Here is a 15,675-nt window from a genome sequence, read left to right on the forward strand (position 1 = left end):
CGCACGACACAAATGGTAACCACGTCAGGTGTCCGACCGCCGACCGGCGCAGTCGGTCAGTAGCATGGCCAACTCGCCGGGAGCGGGTAACTCGTCGGGGACGACCGTGATGCCGCTGCGCACGTAATAGAAGGCGGTACGCACCGAGGATGTCGGACATCCCCGCAATGCGGCCCAGGCCAGTCGATAGACAGCGAGCTGGACAGCGGCCTGCCGCATGGCTGCCGGCCCGTGCGGCGGCTTGCCGGTCTTCCAGTCCACCACGGTGGCACCGCCGTCGGGGTCGACGAACACCGCGTCGATGCGGCCGCGCACCACGGTATCGCCGATCGGCATTTCGAACGGCACTTCGACCGCCGCCGGGGTGCGAGCCGCCCACGATGATGCGGTGAACGCCCTCTGCAACGCGGCCAACTCCTCAGGATCGCCCACCTCGCGGTCCGCTGCACCTGGCAGGTCACCCAGGTCAAACAGCAGTTCAGCACCGTAAAATTGCTGAACCCAGGCGTGAAATGCATCGCCCAACCACGCGTGCGGGTCCGGGCGTTTTGGCAGCCGACACATCAGCCGCTGCCGCGCACCGACCGGGTCGCCGACCAGCTCCACCAAACTGCTGACCGACAAATGGTTCGGCAGACCACGGGCAGGTGCTCCCCGCGCCGCGTGCGCACGTTCAGCCAACAGTGCATCGACGTCAGTGGACCAGGGGGCATCGCCCGGGCGCGGGGGATGATCGATGTCGGTGGTGCTTCCGGGCAAGTCGGCCGACATGGCCGCCGCCACCAGCGCCGCGCCCCGCTCCACATCGCCGCGACGTGCGGCCAACGGATCAGCGGGCCAAACCGCCTCGATAGCGTTGTCACACAATGGGTTTCGCTCATCGCCGGCGGGCGCCGACGCCCACTGCTCGACGACTCCGCAAGGATCACCGGCAGCGGCCGAACGGTCAATGATGTCCTTGAGTTCGCACAGGAATTCCGATGGCCCGCGCGGCTTTGTCCCGGTGGGCCCCCAATGGTGGCCGGACACCAGCAGAGTGTCCTCAGCCCGGGTAACGGCCACGTACAACAGTCGACGCTCCTCGTCAACGCGCCGCCGATCGAGCAGGCGACGATGTTCGGAGATCTTGTCCGACAACTGTTTTCGGTCAGCGACAGCTGACGTGTCCAGTACGGGGATGCCGTGCGCGCCGGCCGAGGCGCGATCCCCACGCAGCAGCGGCGGTAGTTCGGCGGGGTCGGTAAGCCAGCTGCTGCGCGACACCGTCGACGGAAACACTCCGCGCGACAGGTGTGCCACCGCCACCACCTGCCATTCCAAGCCCTTGGCGGCGTGCACGGTCAGCACCTGGACCCGGTCGCAGGCGACGGTCAACTCGGCAGGCGGCAAACCGTTCTCGACCACCTCGGCGACGTCCAAATAAGCCAGCAGGCCCGCAACCGACGCCTCGCTGGACCTAGCGCTGGCCCGTTCGGCGTACCCCGCGACCACGTCGGCGAACGCATCAAGGTGCTCGGGTCCGGCCCAGCCACCTGAGACCGGGGCCGAGGCCCGCACCTCGCAATCGACGCCAAGCACGCGGCGCACCTCGGCTACTAGGTCGGGCAGGGAATGACCGAGGCGACCGCGCAGCGCGCTCAGTTCACCGGCCAAGGCGCCGATGCGCCCATATCCCGCCACCGAATACCCCTCGGCGGAACCTGGATCGCTGATGGCGTCGGCCAGACACGGATTGTCGGCGTCCGCGCTGGCCGCCATCGCGATCGATTCGGGCGACGCCGTTGACGGTGATTCGCCACTCAGCGTCAGCGCACGCCGCCACAGCGCGGCGAGGTCCCGGGCGCCGAGCCGCCACCGTGGGCCAGTCAGCACCCGCATCGCGGCCGCCCCGGCCGTTGGGTCGGCAACCAGGCGCAGCATGGCCACCACCTCGGCGACCTCGGGGATGGACAGTAGGCCGGCCAGCCCGACAACTTCAGCCGGGATTCCGCGGGCCCGCAGGGTATCAGCGATAGCGGCGGCGTCGGCGTTGCGGCGTACCAGCACCGCCGCGGTGGGCGGCTTGACACCGTCCGCTTCTGCCCGCTGGTAACGCATCCGCAAGTGGTCGGCGATCCATTCGCGTTCGGCCTGCACGTCGGGAAGCAACGCGCAGCGGACGGCTCCAGGCGGGGCATCCGGACGCGGCCGCAACGCGCGCACCGCAACCGAGCGCCGCCGCGCCTCCGCCGATATGCCATTGGCCACGCGCAGCGCTTGCGGCGGGTTGCGCCAGCTGGTCAGCAGCTCCAGCACCGGCGCGGGGGTGCCGTCCGATAAGGGGAAGTCGGTGGTGAACCGGGGCAGGTTCGTCGCCGAAGCGCCGCGCCACCCGTAGATCGACTGAATCGGGTCACCGACAGCCGTCAGCGCCAACCCGTCATCAACGCCGCCGCCAAACAGCGACGACAACACAACGCGCTGCGCGTGCCCCGTGTCCTGGTATTCGTCCAGTAACACCACCCGGTAGCGCCTCCGCAGATCCTGGCCAACTTGGGGAGAGGTCGCCGCCAACCGTGCGGCCGAGGCCATCTGCATGGCGAAATCCATCACTTTGCCGGCGTGCATCCGCTCACCCAACGCGTCAAGCAACGGCACCAACTCCGCGCGCTGGGTCTGGGTGGCCAGCATCCGCAGCAGCCACTGGCTGGGGCCGCGGTCACGCTGATAGCGGCCCGCCGGCAGAGCGTGGACCAGCCGTTCCAGCTCGACGTGGGTGTCGCGAAGCGCGCGGGTGTCGACCAGATGCTCGCCAAGCTGGCCCCATAACCGCACCACGATCGAGGTGACCGCCGCCGGGCTCTTGTCGGTGCACAGCACGCCGTCGTACCCGCTGACCACATCGAATGCCAGCTGCCACAGCTCGGTCTCGCTCAGCAACCTGGTATCGGGTTCCAGCGGTAGCAGCAGGCCGTAGTCGCGTAGTAGCGAGCCGGCAAAGGCGTGGTAGGTGCTGACTACCGGAGCGCAGGCCGCCGGGTCGCCGCAGCCGAGGCCGATACCGGCCAACCTGGCCAGACGGGACCGAACGCGGCGCAACAGCTGGCCCGCGGCCTTGCGGGTGAACGTCAATCCCAGCACCTGGCCGGGTTCCGCGTAGCCGTTGGCAACCAGCCACACCACCCGGGCAGCCATCGTTTCGGTTTTTCCGGCGCCGGCTCCCGCGATGACGACCAGCGGGCCGGGAGGTGCGGCGATTACCGCGGCCTGCTCAGCGGTGGGCGGGAAAAGTCCTAGCGCGCAGGCTAGTTCAGCTGGACTGTAGCGTGCCGGTGCCGCGGTTTGGGTCATGGCGCCGACCCTCGGACGTGGGCCGGACAGCCCGGCCGCAGCGGGCAGTGGGTGCACCCGTCGTTGCGCCGAGCGATGAACTGGGGACCGGCTGTCGCCGCGGCCAGCTGCCGGACGAGGTTGCGCCATTCGTCGCGCGCGGCCGGTGTGAGTGGATCCTGTTTGCGTTCGGCGACGCCAGCGGCCCCGCTTTTGCCGACATAGACCAGCCGGGCACCGCCGGGCTCGTCCCCGGCGCGCACCAAGCCTTCGGCCACCGCCAGCTGATACATCGCCAGCTGGGCGTGCTGCTGGGCATCGTCCTTGCTGACCGGTGTCTTGCCGGTTTTGATGTCGACGATCACCAGGCGGCCGGCCGGGTCGCGTTCCAGCCGATCCGCCCGGCCACGCAACCGAATTTTTCTGGCTTGACCGCTACCGTCCTCGAGGGCCCCATCGATGTCGACCTCCACGCCAACTTCGGTCAGCTCGGATCGACTCTGAGCTCGCCACTGTACGAACGCCTGGATCATCGCGCGGTGCCGGGCAAGCTCGTTGGCCGAATACCACTGAGCGCCGAACGGCAGATGGCCCCACACCCGGTCCAGTTCAGCCAGCAGTTGGGATTCGCTCCTGCCCGGCTCGGCAAACAGTGCGTGCAACACCGATCCGACGGCAGACGGCAGCTCGCGGGTGTTTGTTCCGCCGTGCCGCTCGGCCAGCCAGCGCAGTGGGCAGTCGTTGAGTGCCTGCAAAGTCGACGGCGTCAACGTGACGAGATCGTCGCTATCGCACAACGGATCACTCGTGCTGACCGGGGCCAGGCCATGCCACTCGGACGGGTCGGCACCTGGCACACCGGCTTTGGCCAACCGGGCCAATTGCGTTGCCGCACAATCGCGATCGGCGTCATCTACCGCGCAGGCAGGCGCGCACACCACAACGCGTAACCGGCCTACCACCGCCGCAGCCGACAACACGCGCGGCGCCGAGACCGGCTGCATCGCGACGGGTTCGCCATCGCCGTCGGCCCACTGGGCAATCTCGAAAAAGAACGCCGATGGCAGCACCGCCTCGTGCCCGCCCCCGCCCGCGTCGCTATCTACGGCGGTCACCAGCAACCGCCGCCGGGCCCGCCCCATCGCGGTCACCAGCAGCCGGCGCTCCTCGGCCAGCAACGGCGCGCGCATCGAGGCATCCTTCGTGACACCGTCGAGTTCGTCCAGCAGCCGCTGGGTGCCAAGCACACCGCCACGTGGAACCGTGTTGGGCCACAAGCCGTCCTGTAGGCCGGCGATAACTACCAGATCCCATTCGTGTCCCAGCGCGGCATGTGCGCTAAGGACCATGACCTGCTCTGTCGGGGCTGCCGGTTCGGGTCGCACAACCGGCAGCTGCAGCGCGGTGACGTGCTCGACGAGTCCGCGCAGGGACGCACCCGAGGTGCGGGACACGTAATGGTCGGTGATGTCGAACAAGGCGGTCACCGTTTCCAGGTCCCGGGTGGCCTGGACAGCCGCCGCACCACCATGCTCGCTGGCCGCCAGCCAGCGGCGTTGCAGACCCGACCGTTGCCAGGCAGCCCATAGCGTGTGGCGCGGATCCTGGCCACCCAGACTTCCTGAGCGGTGGCAGCGCGCGGCCGCGGTCAGCACGGCACGCACGCGCCGCAGTGCCCGCGACCCTGGCCCCGATGGCGGCGCGTCGCCGCCGAGCACTTCCACCAGCAGGTCGCCGAACTTCCTCGAAGTCTGGCCGGGACGTGCGCGTTGCAGAGTCCGGCGCAGCTGGCGAAGTGATACCGGGTCCACACCACCAATCGGCCCGGTGAGCAGGAGCAGCGCCTGGTCGCCGTCGAGCCCGTCAGCCGTCGCCTCGAGCACCGTGAGCAGCGCCCGTACCGCCGGCTCCGCGGACAACGGCCCGCCAACTGCAGGTGGGGCCACCGGCACCCCGGCGGCGGCCAGAGCGCGCGGCAACCGCACAGCGCGCGGCACCGACCTGACGATCACCGCCATCTGCGACCAAGGCACCCCATCGATCAGGTGCGCGCGTCGCAGCGCGTCGGCAATCATCGCTGCCTCAGCGTGCGCCGAACCGGCCAGGCGCACCGTCACCGATCCGACCTCGGTCCCGGTGCCCTCGATTCGCCGACCGACGCTTCGACCCGGTAGCCGTCGTGCGATGCCGGTGACGGCCCGCGCCACGGCGGGTGCACACCGATGAGAGACCGTCAACGTCACCGACGGAATGGGGGCACCACCTGCTGGCGGCGGATCGTCGGCCAGCAGGCCGGTGGGCTCGCCGCCGCGGAACCCGAACACCGCTTGGTTCGGATCACCGGCGATCAGGGCCAGCTCGGTGCCCGCCGCCAGCATCCGGACCAGGCGTGCCGCCTGCGGATCAAGTTGTTGGGCGTCGTCGACCAAAAGGGTCCGGACCCGGGCGCGTTCGGCGGCCAGTAACTCAGGATCGACCGCGAAGGCCTCCAAAGCTGCCCCCACCAGTTCGGCGGCACTCAGCGCCGGCGCCGTGGCCTGCGGCGCCGCCAGCCCCACCGCACCCCGCAACAACATCACCTGCTCGTACCGCTGGGCGAATTGACCGGCGGCGATCCATTCCGGACGGCCGCGGCGACGGCCCAGTTGCTGCAACTCCAGCGGGTCCAGGCCGCGTTCGGCGCAACGTGCCAACAGGTTTCGCAGCTCGGTGGCGAAGCCGGCGGTAGTCAGCGCGGGCCGCAGATGCGCAGGCCAGGTGGTGGTGGCGGCCGGTCCGTCTTCGGCGTCCCCGGCCAGCAGTTCCCGAATGATGGCGTCCTGCTCGGCGCTGGTAAGCAGCCGCGGCAAGGCGTCACCGGCGCGCTGTGCGGCCTTGCGCAAGACCGCATAGGCGTAGCTGTGCACGGTGCGTACCACCGGTTCGCGGATCGCCGCCCGGCAAGGGCCGTTGGTGCGCGACCGCAGCAGCGCCGTCGTCAGCGCACTGCGGGCCCGCATGCCCATTCGGCCGGAACCGGTCAGCAGCAGAACCGACTCCGGGTCGGTGCCGGCGCCGATGTGAGCGACCGCGGCCTCAACCAACAGTGTGCTCTTACCGGTGCCCGGGCCGCCCAGCACAAGCACCGGACCGCGCAAACCCGGCGCGAGGGCCGCACCCGCCTCGACACCCCAGATATGTGACATAGCCGCATGACATCACGAGGGTCTGACAAGCTCGGATACTGGAGCTGGCAAGAAAACCGAAAACGCGATGTGAGGGGTGGCTACCATGGCGGCGGTCGTAGGCGGCGGTCCACAGGACGAAATACCCGAAGCCGATGCGGTGGAGCAAGGGCGTGCTGTCGATTTCGACGACGAAGCCGGGTTGGACACCGCCTACCTCAGCGGCGGCGCCGGCGACCGAGACGCCAGCGAAGCCGACGTCGTCGACCAAGCCTTCGTCGTTCCGGTCGCCGACGACGAAGAAATCGACCGGTAGCAGGCGTCGCCGGGCTGGCATCATCGACGCGTGATCATCGACCTTCACGTACAGCGCTACGGCCCGTCAGGGCCCGCGCGGGTGCTGACCATCCACGGAGTGACCGAGCACGGGCGCATCTGGCACCGGTTAGCCCATCACTTTGCCCGAAATCCCCATCGCCGCACCCGATCTGCTGGGCCACGGTAGGTCACCATGGGCCGCGCCGTGGACCATCGACGCCAACGTGTCCGCCCTGGCAGCACTCCTCGACAATCAGGGCGACGGTCCGGTAGTGGTGGTCGGACACTCCTTCGGCGGCGCTGTCGCTATGCACCTGGCCGCGGCCCGCCCAGACCAGGTCGCGGCGCTGGTGTTGCTCGACCCGGCGGTCGCTCTGGACGGGTCCCGGGTACGCGAGGTGGTCGACGCCATGCTGGCCTCTCCCGACTACCTGGACCCCGCCGAGGCCCGGGCCGAGAAGGCGACCGGTGCCTGGGCGGACGTGGACCCCCCAGTGCTCGACGCCGAACTCGACGAGCACCTCGTCGCATTGCCCAACGGTCGGTACGGTTGGCGTATCAGCCTGCCGGCGATGGTGTGCTACTGGAGCGAACTGGCCCGCGACATCGTGCTGCCGCCGGTGGGAACGGCAACCACGCTGGTTCGGGCGGTCCGTGCGTCACCGGCGTACGTCAGCGACCAGCTGCTCGCGGCCCTGGACAAACGGCTAGGAGCCGATTTTGAGCTACTAGACTTCGACTGCGGGCACATGGTGCCCCAAGCCAAGCCCACTGAGGTCGCGGCGGTGATCCGCAGTCGACTGGGACCGCGCTAGCCATGGCGCCGGTGACCGACGAACAGGTGGAGCTGGTGCGCTCACTGGTCGCGGCCATCCCACTCGGCCGGGTGTCCACCTACGGCGACATCGCAGCTCTCACAGGGCTTTCCAGTCCGCGTATTGTCGGCTGGATTATGCGGACCGATTCCTCGGATCTGCCCTGGCACCGGGTGATCAGAGCCTCCGGGCGCCCAGCACAGCACCTGGCCACCCGGCAGTTGGAGTTGTTGCGCGCAGAGGGCGTTCTCAGTGTTGACGGCCGGGTGGCGCTGAGCGAGATCCGCTATGAGTTTCCGCCGGGCTGAGTAGGTTTAGAGCACTAGCCGCACTAGGGCCGCGGTGTGGGCCAGGCCGGGAAACGCTTCGGCGGTGGATCGTGGGTGCAGCGCGTACACTGCTAGGCGGAACATCAACGCGCGCAACAACATCTGGGGCCACTCCGGCAGCGCGTTCCACCGCTCGATGAGCCCGTCGTCGGCCGCACCCCAGGACAGCGCGTCGACGACGGCCACCCCGGCCGCCCAGGATGCGGGCCGCCAGTAGGGCGTGATGTCGGTGATCCCTGGAGGGGCGGTGCCCGCGAAAAGCACTGTACCGTAAAGATCTCCGTGCACCAGCTGGTTCGGGCTCTTGGTCGGCTTACGCAACCCGGCAAGCTGATTGATCAGATCGATCGATCGCTGGGGGTCCGCTGCCGGGGGGGCGGTCGGCACGCCCGGTGGGACCGACTGTAATGGCCGCTCCTCCCACCCAGCTCGGTCTGCGGCGACGAACACATCGATCTCGGCCCAGGGCGCCGCGGGTCCCTGGGTCAAGAATCGGGGGCGTTCCAGTTTTCCGGTGGCCTCATGCAGCCGCACCGCCGCCGAGACGACCTCATCATGCCTAGGCTCCGGCGCGCCGGCGACGAACGTGTCTGCCCGCCAACCAGACACCACGTACCGGCCGTCGGTCGATCGGACGGGCCGAGCCAGGCGTACGCCGTCGACGAACAACGTCTCGCGCACCCGGGCCGACCAGGCCGCGCGGGCGTTGTCGGCCACCATCGACAACACCACCTCGCCGCATCGCCAGCCACCTTCCCAACCGGCACCCAACAGGATGGGTTGCGCACCTGCCAAACCGAACGCCACCAACACGTGCTCGGGCGGCGGCTCGACATTCACACCGGTCAGCCTAGTAGAGCCCATCGGGGTGTATTGGGCCTGTATCGGTCCTAGTACATCACCATGTCGGGCTGCATCTGCTTGGCCCACGCGACGATCCCACCCTGCAGGTGTACCGCGTCGGAGAAACCGGCTTTCTTGACCGCAGCCAATGCCTCGGCCGAGCGCACGCCCGTCTTGCAGTACAGCACGGCGGTGCGGTCCTGGGGGAGCTTGGCCAGACCCTCACCCGAGTTGATCAACGATTTCGGAATCAGTTGGGCTCCGTCGATATGCACGATGTCCCACTCCACGGGATCGCGAACGTCGATCAGTGCCAGCTTACGGCCGGAGTCCAGCCAGTCGCGCAGCTCGCGCGGCGTGATGGTGGAACCTTTGGCCGCCTGGGCGGCATCGTCAGCAACCACGCCGCAGAACTGTTCGTAGTCGACCAGCTCGGTGATCTTCGGTGTCGATGGGTCCTTGCGGATGGTGATCGTGCGATAGCTCATCTCCAGCGCGTCGTACACCAGCAACCGGCCAAGCAGTGTTTCACCTATCCCGGTGATCAGCTTGATCGCCTCAGTGCCCATCACCGATGCGACCGAGGCACAGATAATGCCCAGCACCCCGCCTTCAGCACAGGACGGCACCATGCCCGGCGGCGGCGGCTCGGGATACAGGTCGCGGTAGTTGACACCCAACCCGTCGGGGGCGTCCTCCCAAAACACCGATGCCTGGCCCTCGAAGCGGTAAATCGACCCCCACACGTACGGCTTGCCAGCCAGCACCGCGGCGTCGTTGACCAGATACCGGGTGGCGAAGTTGTCGGTGCCATCCAAGATCAGGTCGTACTGCTTGAACAGGTCGACGGCGTTGCTCGGCGCAAGCCGCAGCTCGTGTAGTCGCACCCGGATCAGCGGGTTGATCGCGACAATCGAATCGCGCGCCGACTGAGCCTTGGAGCGCCCGACGTCAGCTACCCCATGGATGACCTGGCGCTGCAGGTTCGACTCGTCAACCACATCGAAGTCGACGATGCCGATGGTGCCGACGCCGGCGGCGGCCAGATACAATAACGTGGGCGCTCCGAGCCCGCCGGCGCCGATCACCAGTACTCGCGCGTTCTTGAGCCTCTTCTGCCCGTCAACACCCAGGTCAGGAATGATGAGATGGCGGCTGTAGCGAGCTACCTCTTCACGGCTGAGCGCGGATGCTGGCTCAACTAGTGGCGGCAAGGATGTCGACACCGAATATCTCCTCGGTTATATCCGAAACGTCTGCTGCGCGTCGTCCTGCAAATACCTCAACGCCCAGCTTGCCACCTTTGCTTCCCCGGGTTAGGGAATCGGGTAGGGCCAGGGATTGAATCGGCAGGTCTTTCCATCCGCCTTAACGAAGTCGGGGTCAAACTTGGCCGCGTCGTCATTGGAGGTGGAAAACGTCTGCTGCATCATTACCGGAGCCAGACCGCCTTGTTGGTCGCACGGCTCGTGGCGCAGGTAACCGATGGCATGACCGACCTCGTGGTTGATCACATATTGCCGATAGGAACCTACGTCACCTTCGAATGGAACGGCTCCGCGTACCCAGCGCGCCTCGTTGATGAACACCCGCGATTGGCGATCCATGCCGCCGAACGACGGGTTGTAGCAGGACGTCTCGAGCCGGAATTCGTAGCCACACCCCCCGCGCACTGTCGTCGGCGACACCAGCGAAATCCGGAAGTCGGGTTTTCCGCTGTCGATCCGCACGAACGCGAATTGCGGATTGTGGGTCCAGCCCTTGGGATTGGTCAACGTCTGGTCGACCATCTGGGCGAATGCGTTGTCACCGCCGTACATTGTGGGATCAAGACCGTTCTCGATCTCGACGGTATACCTGAACACTTTGACGGTGCCTTGACCGACCTGGGGAGTAGTGCCCGGAACGACACGCCAGGTCTTGTCACCAGCCTCGGTGAACGGGCCGCCATCCGGCAGCGTCCCGGCCGGCAGATTGGCATCGAACACTGCAAGACCGCGAGGCGGTGCGTCGAGGATCGCGGTCCCCACCACACCAATGGCCGGCGAGTCCCGGACGGTCTGGGCCGCCGCGGGCCTTGGCGTGCTCGTCCCGGTCACCGTCTGGTACACCACCACCGTGGTCAGCACCATCAGAACCGGCAGGGCGTAGGCGCGCCAGCCGTACGTGGACACGAACCGCCCCAACCAGGTTTGTTTGCGCCATTGACGCTTCCGGTCGCGGCGGGCCCGGACCCGTCTGTCAGTCGCGGCGAGCGGGTCGCGCAGGGCCCGCAGCGGCTCACGCCACTCGTCACGCAGCACGGGTACTCGACTCGTGCTTCCGGCGGGCCACGGAGACGTCATTTCCTCAGGATGACACAGCTGGCCCGGGTCGCGACCCTGGCGCGCCCGAATGCAACACCCAACAAACTATCCCGCCGCTACCGATGCCGCAGGTAGTAATGTCATTCCGACAGACGCGCGGCGGTGGGGGTTGGCACAGTGGCCCTCGAATTAGTGTGATCAGATTGAGGACTGATGAGCGATCTCGCCAAGACAGCGCAGCGACGTGCCCTCAGATCGTCCGGCAGCGCTCGGCCAGACGAAGACGTTCCGGCCCCGAACCGGCGCGGCAACCGACTGCCTCGCGACGAGCGCCGCGGCCAATTGCTTGTCGTTGCCAGTGACGTCTTCGTCGATCGGGGTTACCACGCGGCCGGTATGGACGAGATCGCGGATCGGGCGGGAGTCAGTAAACCCGTTCTGTATCAACATTTTTCGAGCAAGTTAGAACTTTACCTGGCTGTGCTTCATCGGCACGTGGAAAACCTGGTGTCCGGCGTGCATCAGGCGCTGAGCACGACTACCGACAACCGGCAGCGGTTGCACGTGGCCGTCCAGGCGTTCTTCGACTTCATCGAGCACGACAGCCAGGGTTACCGGCTGATCTTCGAGAACGACTTCGTCACCGAGCCCGAGGTCGCCGCACAGGTGCGGGTGGCCACCGAATCGTGCATCGACGCAGTGTTCGCGCTGATCAGCGCCGATTCCGGACTGGACCCGCACCGCGCCCGGATGATCGCGGTGGGCTTGGTCGGAATGAGCGTCGACTGCGCCAGATACTGGCTGGACGCCGACAAGCCGATTTCCAAGTCCGACGCCGTCGAGGGCACCGTGCAGTTCGCCTGGGGCGGGTTGTCCCACGTCCCGCTTACCCGCTCGTAGCAACCTTTCCGGCGGACCCAGCTGCGGCGTCCACCCCGACGCCGAAGCCCACCCGGCGGGCGTCTGCGACACCGATCTCGACATAGGCGATCCTGGCGGTGTGAATTAGGAAGCGACGGCCCCGCTCGTCGGTCAGGGTCAGCAAACCAGAGTCGTCGCGCAGCGCGTTGCTGACGAGTTCTTCTACCTCACTGGGCGTCTGCGCACTGGAGAACACCAGCTCGCGCGGACTGTCCGTGATACCGATCTTGACCTCCACGGTGGCCCCTTCCATTGGCATTCCGTCACAGGCGTGTCACCAGCAGGCTAGTAGACGCCCCTGGCCCCCATAACGGTTAGGTCTAGGCCAGCCCGACACGCCGCCAGACACCCCATCCGCCGGCAGGGGCTCGATAACATCAGCACCATCGGTAACACAGTTAACGACCTCTACGAGTGCGTTCGGAACGTCCGGGAAGTCCAGGACTACCCGGACGACGAGAGCTCGAGCGGCTTCGGGGCTGGCCGGACCTGTTCGGAAGGCGAGTTTGCCTGGGCGGCTGACCGCCGATGGCGCCCGGTAGCTGCGATCCTCGGCAGTGTGGTGGCGCTTGGCGCGGTCGCGACCGCAGTCATTATCAACAGCGGAGATAGCACGTCGACCAAGGCCATTGTCGGGGCACCAGCCCCGCGCACGGTGATATCCACCTCGCCACGACCAACGGCCCCGACCAGCACGTCACCCCACCCTTCGCCCAGCACCTTGCGGCCGCAGCTCCCGCCGGAGACGGTCACCACGGTGGCACCGCCGGGCACCGGGCCTACTACCGTGCCGACGCGAACCCCCACCGCCGCGCCACCTCAGACTGCTGTGCCACCGCCGGCGCCGCTGAATCCGCGCACCGTCGTCTACCGCGTGACCGGCACCAAGCAGCTGTTCGACCTGGTGAACGTCGTCTACACCGATGCGCGGGGCTTCCCGGTGACCGACTTCAACGTGTCGCTGCCGTGGACGAAGATGGTCGTTCTGAACCCCGGCGTGCAAACCGAATCGGTCGTCGCGACCAGCCTTTACAGTCGTCTCAACTGCTCGATCGTCAATACCGGCGCTCAGACGGTGGTGGCGTCAACCAACAATGCGATCATCGCGACATGCACTCGCTAGATCTGGGATCTAGCTGAGACCCAGTTCCCGCATGCGTTGGTCGTGGGTCTGCTGCAACCGGTCGAAGAAGGCACCAAGCTGGCTCAGTCCACCACTACCGGACACCACCAGGTCGACCAGCTCGTCGTGGTCGGCCAACACCAGCTGGGCCTGCGTTATCGCCTCGCCGAGCAGACGACGCGACCACAGCGCCAGTCGGCTGCGCTGTTTGCCGCTGGCCGTCACCGCTGCGCGCACTTCGGCGACGACGAACTGAGAGTGCCCGGTCTCCGACAACGCCGCCCGCACCACGTCAGCAACCTCGTCAGGCAGCCCGTCGGCGATCTCCAGATACAAATCGGCGGCCAACGCATCGGCAACATAGGTCTTCACCAGGGCTTCCAGCCATGTGCTCGGCGTCGTCAGCCGGTGGTAGTTTTCTAACGCTGAGGTGTACTTCGACATCGCCGACACCACGTCGACGCCGCGACGTTCCAACGCATTGCGCAGCAGCTCGTAGTGCCCCATCTCGGCGGCGGCCATGGATGCCATCGAGATCCTTCCCCGCAGATCCGGGGCCATGCGCGCCTCATCGGTCAATCGGTAGAAGGCGGCAACTTCGCCGTAGGCCAGCAACGCGAACAATTCGTTGACGCCGGGATGATCCGCCGGCAGCCGTGGCCTGGGTGAATCGGCCACCTGATCGGCGGATGAGGGCGATGGCATGGCAACACTCTAGTAGGCAGGCTCAGCGGCAAATGGGAACCTGCTGGCCGACCAGCTATCATGCTCGTTAGGTGGCGGCATTGGTTCGACTGCCGCTACCGGCGAAATGTGCGTGCATGGAGTCTGCCCCGCCTGGACTGTGCTAGGGGCCGGCGACTCGGCGACGTAATCGGAGTCGGAACTCATGCGCGCGTGAACCGCGACAGAGAAACACCGACACACGACCGACACCGTCACCGAAAGGCCGCTTACCCTCGTATGACCGCAGTGAAACACACAACTGAATCAACATTTGCCAAACTTGGAGTCCGCGACGAAATAGTCCGCGCATTAGGGGAAGAGGGCATCAAACGGCCCTTTGCTATCCAGGAACTCACCCTGCCACTCGCGCTCGACGGCGAGGACGTGATCGGCCAGGCCCGCACCGGCATGGGCAAAACGTTCGCTTTTGGCGTGCCGCTGCTGCAGCGCATCACCTCCGGCGACGGCACGAGACCGCTCACTGGCGCTCCGCGGGCCCTGGTCGTAGTCCCCACCCGCGAGCTGTGTCTACAGGTCACCGATGACCTGGCCACGGCGGGCAAGTACCTGACCGCCGGCCCCGACACAGACGACGCTGCCGCGGTACGGCGCCGGCTGTCGGTGGTGTCCATCTACGGGGGACGGCCCTACGAGCCGCAGATCGAGGCGCTACGCGCCGGCGCCGACGTCGTGGTCGGCACCCCGGGTCGGCTGCTCGACCTGTGCCAGCAGGGCCACCTGCAGCTGGGCGGGCTATCCGTGTTGGTGCTCGACGAGGCCGACGAGATGCTCGACCTGGGCTTCCTGCCCGATATCGAGCGAATCCTGCGGCAAATTCCCGCCGACCGACAGTCGATGTTGTTTTCGGCGACCATGCCGGACCCGATCATCACGCTGGCCCGAACGTTCATGGTCCGGCCCACGCATATCCGGGCTGAGGCACCACATTCCTCAGCGGTTCACGACGCGACCGAGCAGTTCGTCTACCGCGCCCATGCGTTGGACAAAGTGGAGTTAGTCAGCCGGGTGCTGCAGGCTCGTGACCGCGGCGCGACGATGATCTTCACCCGCACCAAGCGGACCGCCCAGAAGGTCGCCGACGAGTTGACCGAGCGCGGTTTCGCAGTCGGCGCCGTGCACGGTGATCTCGGACAGCTGGCACGCGAGAAGGCGCTCAAGGCGTTTCGCACTGGCGGCATCGACGTATTGGTGGCCACCGACGTGGCCGCCCGCGGCATCGACATCGACGACGTTACCCACGTGATCAACTATCAGTGCCCCGAAGACGAGAAGATGTACGTCCACCGCATCGGTCGCACCGGCCGTGCCGGCCGAACCGGGGTCGCGGTCACCCTGGTGGACTGGGACGAGCTGCCCCGTTGGAGCATGATCGACCAAGCACTGGGCCTGGGCTCCCCCGATCCGGCCGAGACATACTCCAACTCGCCGCATCTGTATGCCGAGCTGGCCATCCCGGCCACGGCCGGCGGTACCGTCGGCCCGGCGCGCAAATCGCAGGGCAGGCGACGTGACACCGACTGCGACGGCCAGAAAACGGCACAGCACGCCCGCAATACCCCCAGGCGTCGGCGCACCCGCGGCGGCAAACCCGTCACCGGACACCCCGGCACCAACCCAATCAGCAGCCCAATCGTGGGCGGCGACGCCACCTCGGAGCCGGGCTCCGGCACCGCATCAGATTCCGGGTCCGATGTTGTGTCCGGCTCCCGGTCCGGCAACGGCGAAGCTGCGCGACGCCGTCGTCGCCGCCGCCGACGCCCGACGCACGCCCAGGACGGCTTCGCCGCGCGGGCTAACTGA

The 15,675-nt window shown here is 67.2% G+C and carries 13 protein-coding genes; 6 read left to right on the plus strand and 7 right to left on the minus strand.

The features are described 5' to 3' along the window. Nucleotides 1–24 precede the first annotated feature (24 nt). Nucleotides 25–3,330, minus strand: a complete 3,306-nt coding sequence (locus Rv3201c) for an ATP-dependent DNA helicase (protein NP_217717.1) — start codon at nt 3,328–3,330, stop codon at nt 25–27. Then, nucleotides 3,327–6,494 carry an ATP-dependent DNA helicase gene (locus Rv3202c; protein NP_217718.1) on the minus strand — a complete coding sequence of 1,056 codons (3,168 nt, stop codon included), beginning with the start codon at nt 6,492–6,494 and terminating at the stop codon, nt 3,327–3,329. The genes Rv3201c and Rv3202c overlap by 4 nt, the downstream gene beginning before the upstream one ends. An 85-nt stretch (nt 6,495–6,579) precedes the next feature. On the opposite strand from Rv3202c, the gene Rv3202a reads away from it, so the two are divergent. The 3 genes from Rv3202a (at nt 6,580) to Rv3204 (ending at nt 7,914) form a co-directional block, all read left to right on the plus strand. Beyond that, nucleotides 6,580–6,789: a hypothetical protein gene (locus Rv3202a; protein ID YP_009030044.1), complete on the plus strand. Its 210-nt coding sequence runs from the start codon at nt 6,580–6,582 to the stop codon at nt 6,787–6,789. A gap of 142 nt (nt 6,790–6,931) precedes the next feature. Continuing rightward, a complete protein-coding gene (gene lipV, locus Rv3203; RefSeq protein NP_217719.1) occupies nt 6,932–7,606 on the plus strand; it encodes a lipase LipV in 675 nt (224 codons plus the stop codon). A gap of 2 nt (nt 7,607–7,608) precedes the next feature. Further along, a complete protein-coding gene (locus Rv3204; protein NP_217720.1) occupies nt 7,609–7,914 on the plus strand; it encodes a DNA-methyltransferase in 306 nt (101 codons plus the stop codon). A gap of 6 nt (nt 7,915–7,920) precedes the next feature. Here the strand turns inward: Rv3204 and Rv3205c are convergent, their stop codons facing one another. The 3 genes from Rv3205c to Rv3207c all read right to left on the minus strand — a co-directional run bounded on the left by Rv3205c (nt 7,921) and on the right by Rv3207c (nt 10,952). Beyond that, nucleotides 7,921–8,799, minus strand: coding sequence for a hypothetical protein (locus tag Rv3205c; protein NP_217721.1), 879 nt, complete (start codon nt 8,797–8,799; stop codon nt 7,921–7,923). 26 nt (nt 8,800–8,825) lie between these two features. Then, a complete protein-coding gene (moeB1, locus tag Rv3206c; RefSeq protein ID YP_177942.1) occupies nt 8,826–10,004 on the minus strand; it encodes an adenylyltransferase/sulfurtransferase MoeZ in 1,179 nt (392 codons plus the stop codon). 90 nt (nt 10,005–10,094) lie between these two features. Continuing rightward, on the minus strand, nt 10,095–10,952 hold the full coding sequence (locus Rv3207c; protein ID NP_217723.1) for a hypothetical protein: 858 nt from the start codon (nt 10,950–10,952) through the stop codon (nt 10,095–10,097). A 345-nt stretch (nt 10,953–11,297) separates the two neighbouring features. Between Rv3207c and Rv3208 the strand changes: the two genes are divergently transcribed. Beyond that, the gene (locus Rv3208) at nt 11,298–11,984 is read left to right on the plus strand and encodes a TetR family transcriptional regulator (protein NP_217724.1); all 687 of its coding nucleotides are present in this window, start codon (nt 11,298–11,300) and stop codon (nt 11,982–11,984) included. Here Rv3208 and TB9.4 read toward each other — a convergent pair. Further along, complete coding sequence (gene TB9.4, locus Rv3208A; protein YP_177943.1) at nt 11,971–12,243, minus strand: hypothetical protein; 273 nt, start codon at nt 12,241–12,243, stop codon at nt 11,971–11,973. The two genes, Rv3208 and TB9.4, sit on opposite strands and share 14 nt — an antisense overlap. Nucleotides 12,244–12,567: 324 nt before the next feature. On the opposite strand from TB9.4, the gene Rv3209 reads away from it, so the two are divergent. Next, on the plus strand, nt 12,568–13,128 hold the full coding sequence (locus Rv3209; protein NP_217725.1) for a hypothetical protein: 561 nt from the start codon (nt 12,568–12,570) through the stop codon (nt 13,126–13,128). Nucleotides 13,129–13,137: 9 nt separating this feature from the next. Here the strand turns inward: Rv3209 and Rv3210c are convergent, their stop codons facing one another. Beyond that, nucleotides 13,138–13,833 carry a hypothetical protein gene (locus Rv3210c; protein NP_217726.1) on the minus strand — a complete coding sequence of 232 codons (696 nt, stop codon included), beginning with the start codon at nt 13,831–13,833 and terminating at the stop codon, nt 13,138–13,140. A 258-nt stretch (nt 13,834–14,091) separates the two neighbouring features. On the opposite strand from Rv3210c, the gene rhlE reads away from it, so the two are divergent. Beyond that, nucleotides 14,092–15,675 carry an ATP-dependent RNA helicase RhlE gene (gene rhlE / locus Rv3211; RefSeq protein NP_217727.1) on the plus strand — a complete coding sequence of 528 codons (1,584 nt, stop codon included), beginning with the start codon at nt 14,092–14,094 and terminating at the stop codon, nt 15,673–15,675.

The sequence above is a fragment of the Mycobacterium tuberculosis H37Rv genome, from assembly GCF_000195955.2.
Lineage (GTDB): Bacteria > Actinomycetota > Actinomycetes > Mycobacteriales > Mycobacteriaceae > Mycobacterium > Mycobacterium tuberculosis.

What these genes read in the sequence shown, in the direction of transcription:
- Rv3201c (NP_217717.1), bottom strand. Translation starts at nt 3,330, where the DNA reads ATGACCCAAACCGCGGCACCGGCACGCTACAGTCCAGCTGAACTAGCC.
- Rv3202c (NP_217718.1), bottom strand. Translation starts at nt 6,494, where the DNA reads ATGTCACATATCTGGGGTGTCGAGGCGGGTGCGGCCCTCGCGCCGGGT.
- Rv3202a (YP_009030044.1), top strand. Translation starts at nt 6,580, where the DNA reads ATGGCGGCGGTCGTAGGCGGCGGTCCACAGGACGAAATACCCGAAGCC.
- Rv3204 (NP_217720.1), top strand. Translation starts at nt 7,609, where the DNA reads ATGGCGCCGGTGACCGACGAACAGGTGGAGCTGGTGCGCTCACTGGTC.
- Rv3205c (NP_217721.1), bottom strand. Translation starts at nt 8,799, where the DNA reads ATGGGCTCTACTAGGCTGACCGGTGTGAATGTCGAGCCGCCGCCCGAG.
- Rv3208 (NP_217724.1), top strand. Translation starts at nt 11,298, where the DNA reads ATGAGCGATCTCGCCAAGACAGCGCAGCGACGTGCCCTCAGATCGTCC.
- Rv3210c (NP_217726.1), bottom strand. Translation starts at nt 13,833, where the DNA reads ATGCCATCGCCCTCATCCGCCGATCAGGTGGCCGATTCACCCAGGCCA.
- rhlE (NP_217727.1), top strand. Translation starts at nt 14,092, where the DNA reads ATGACCGCAGTGAAACACACAACTGAATCAACATTTGCCAAACTTGGA.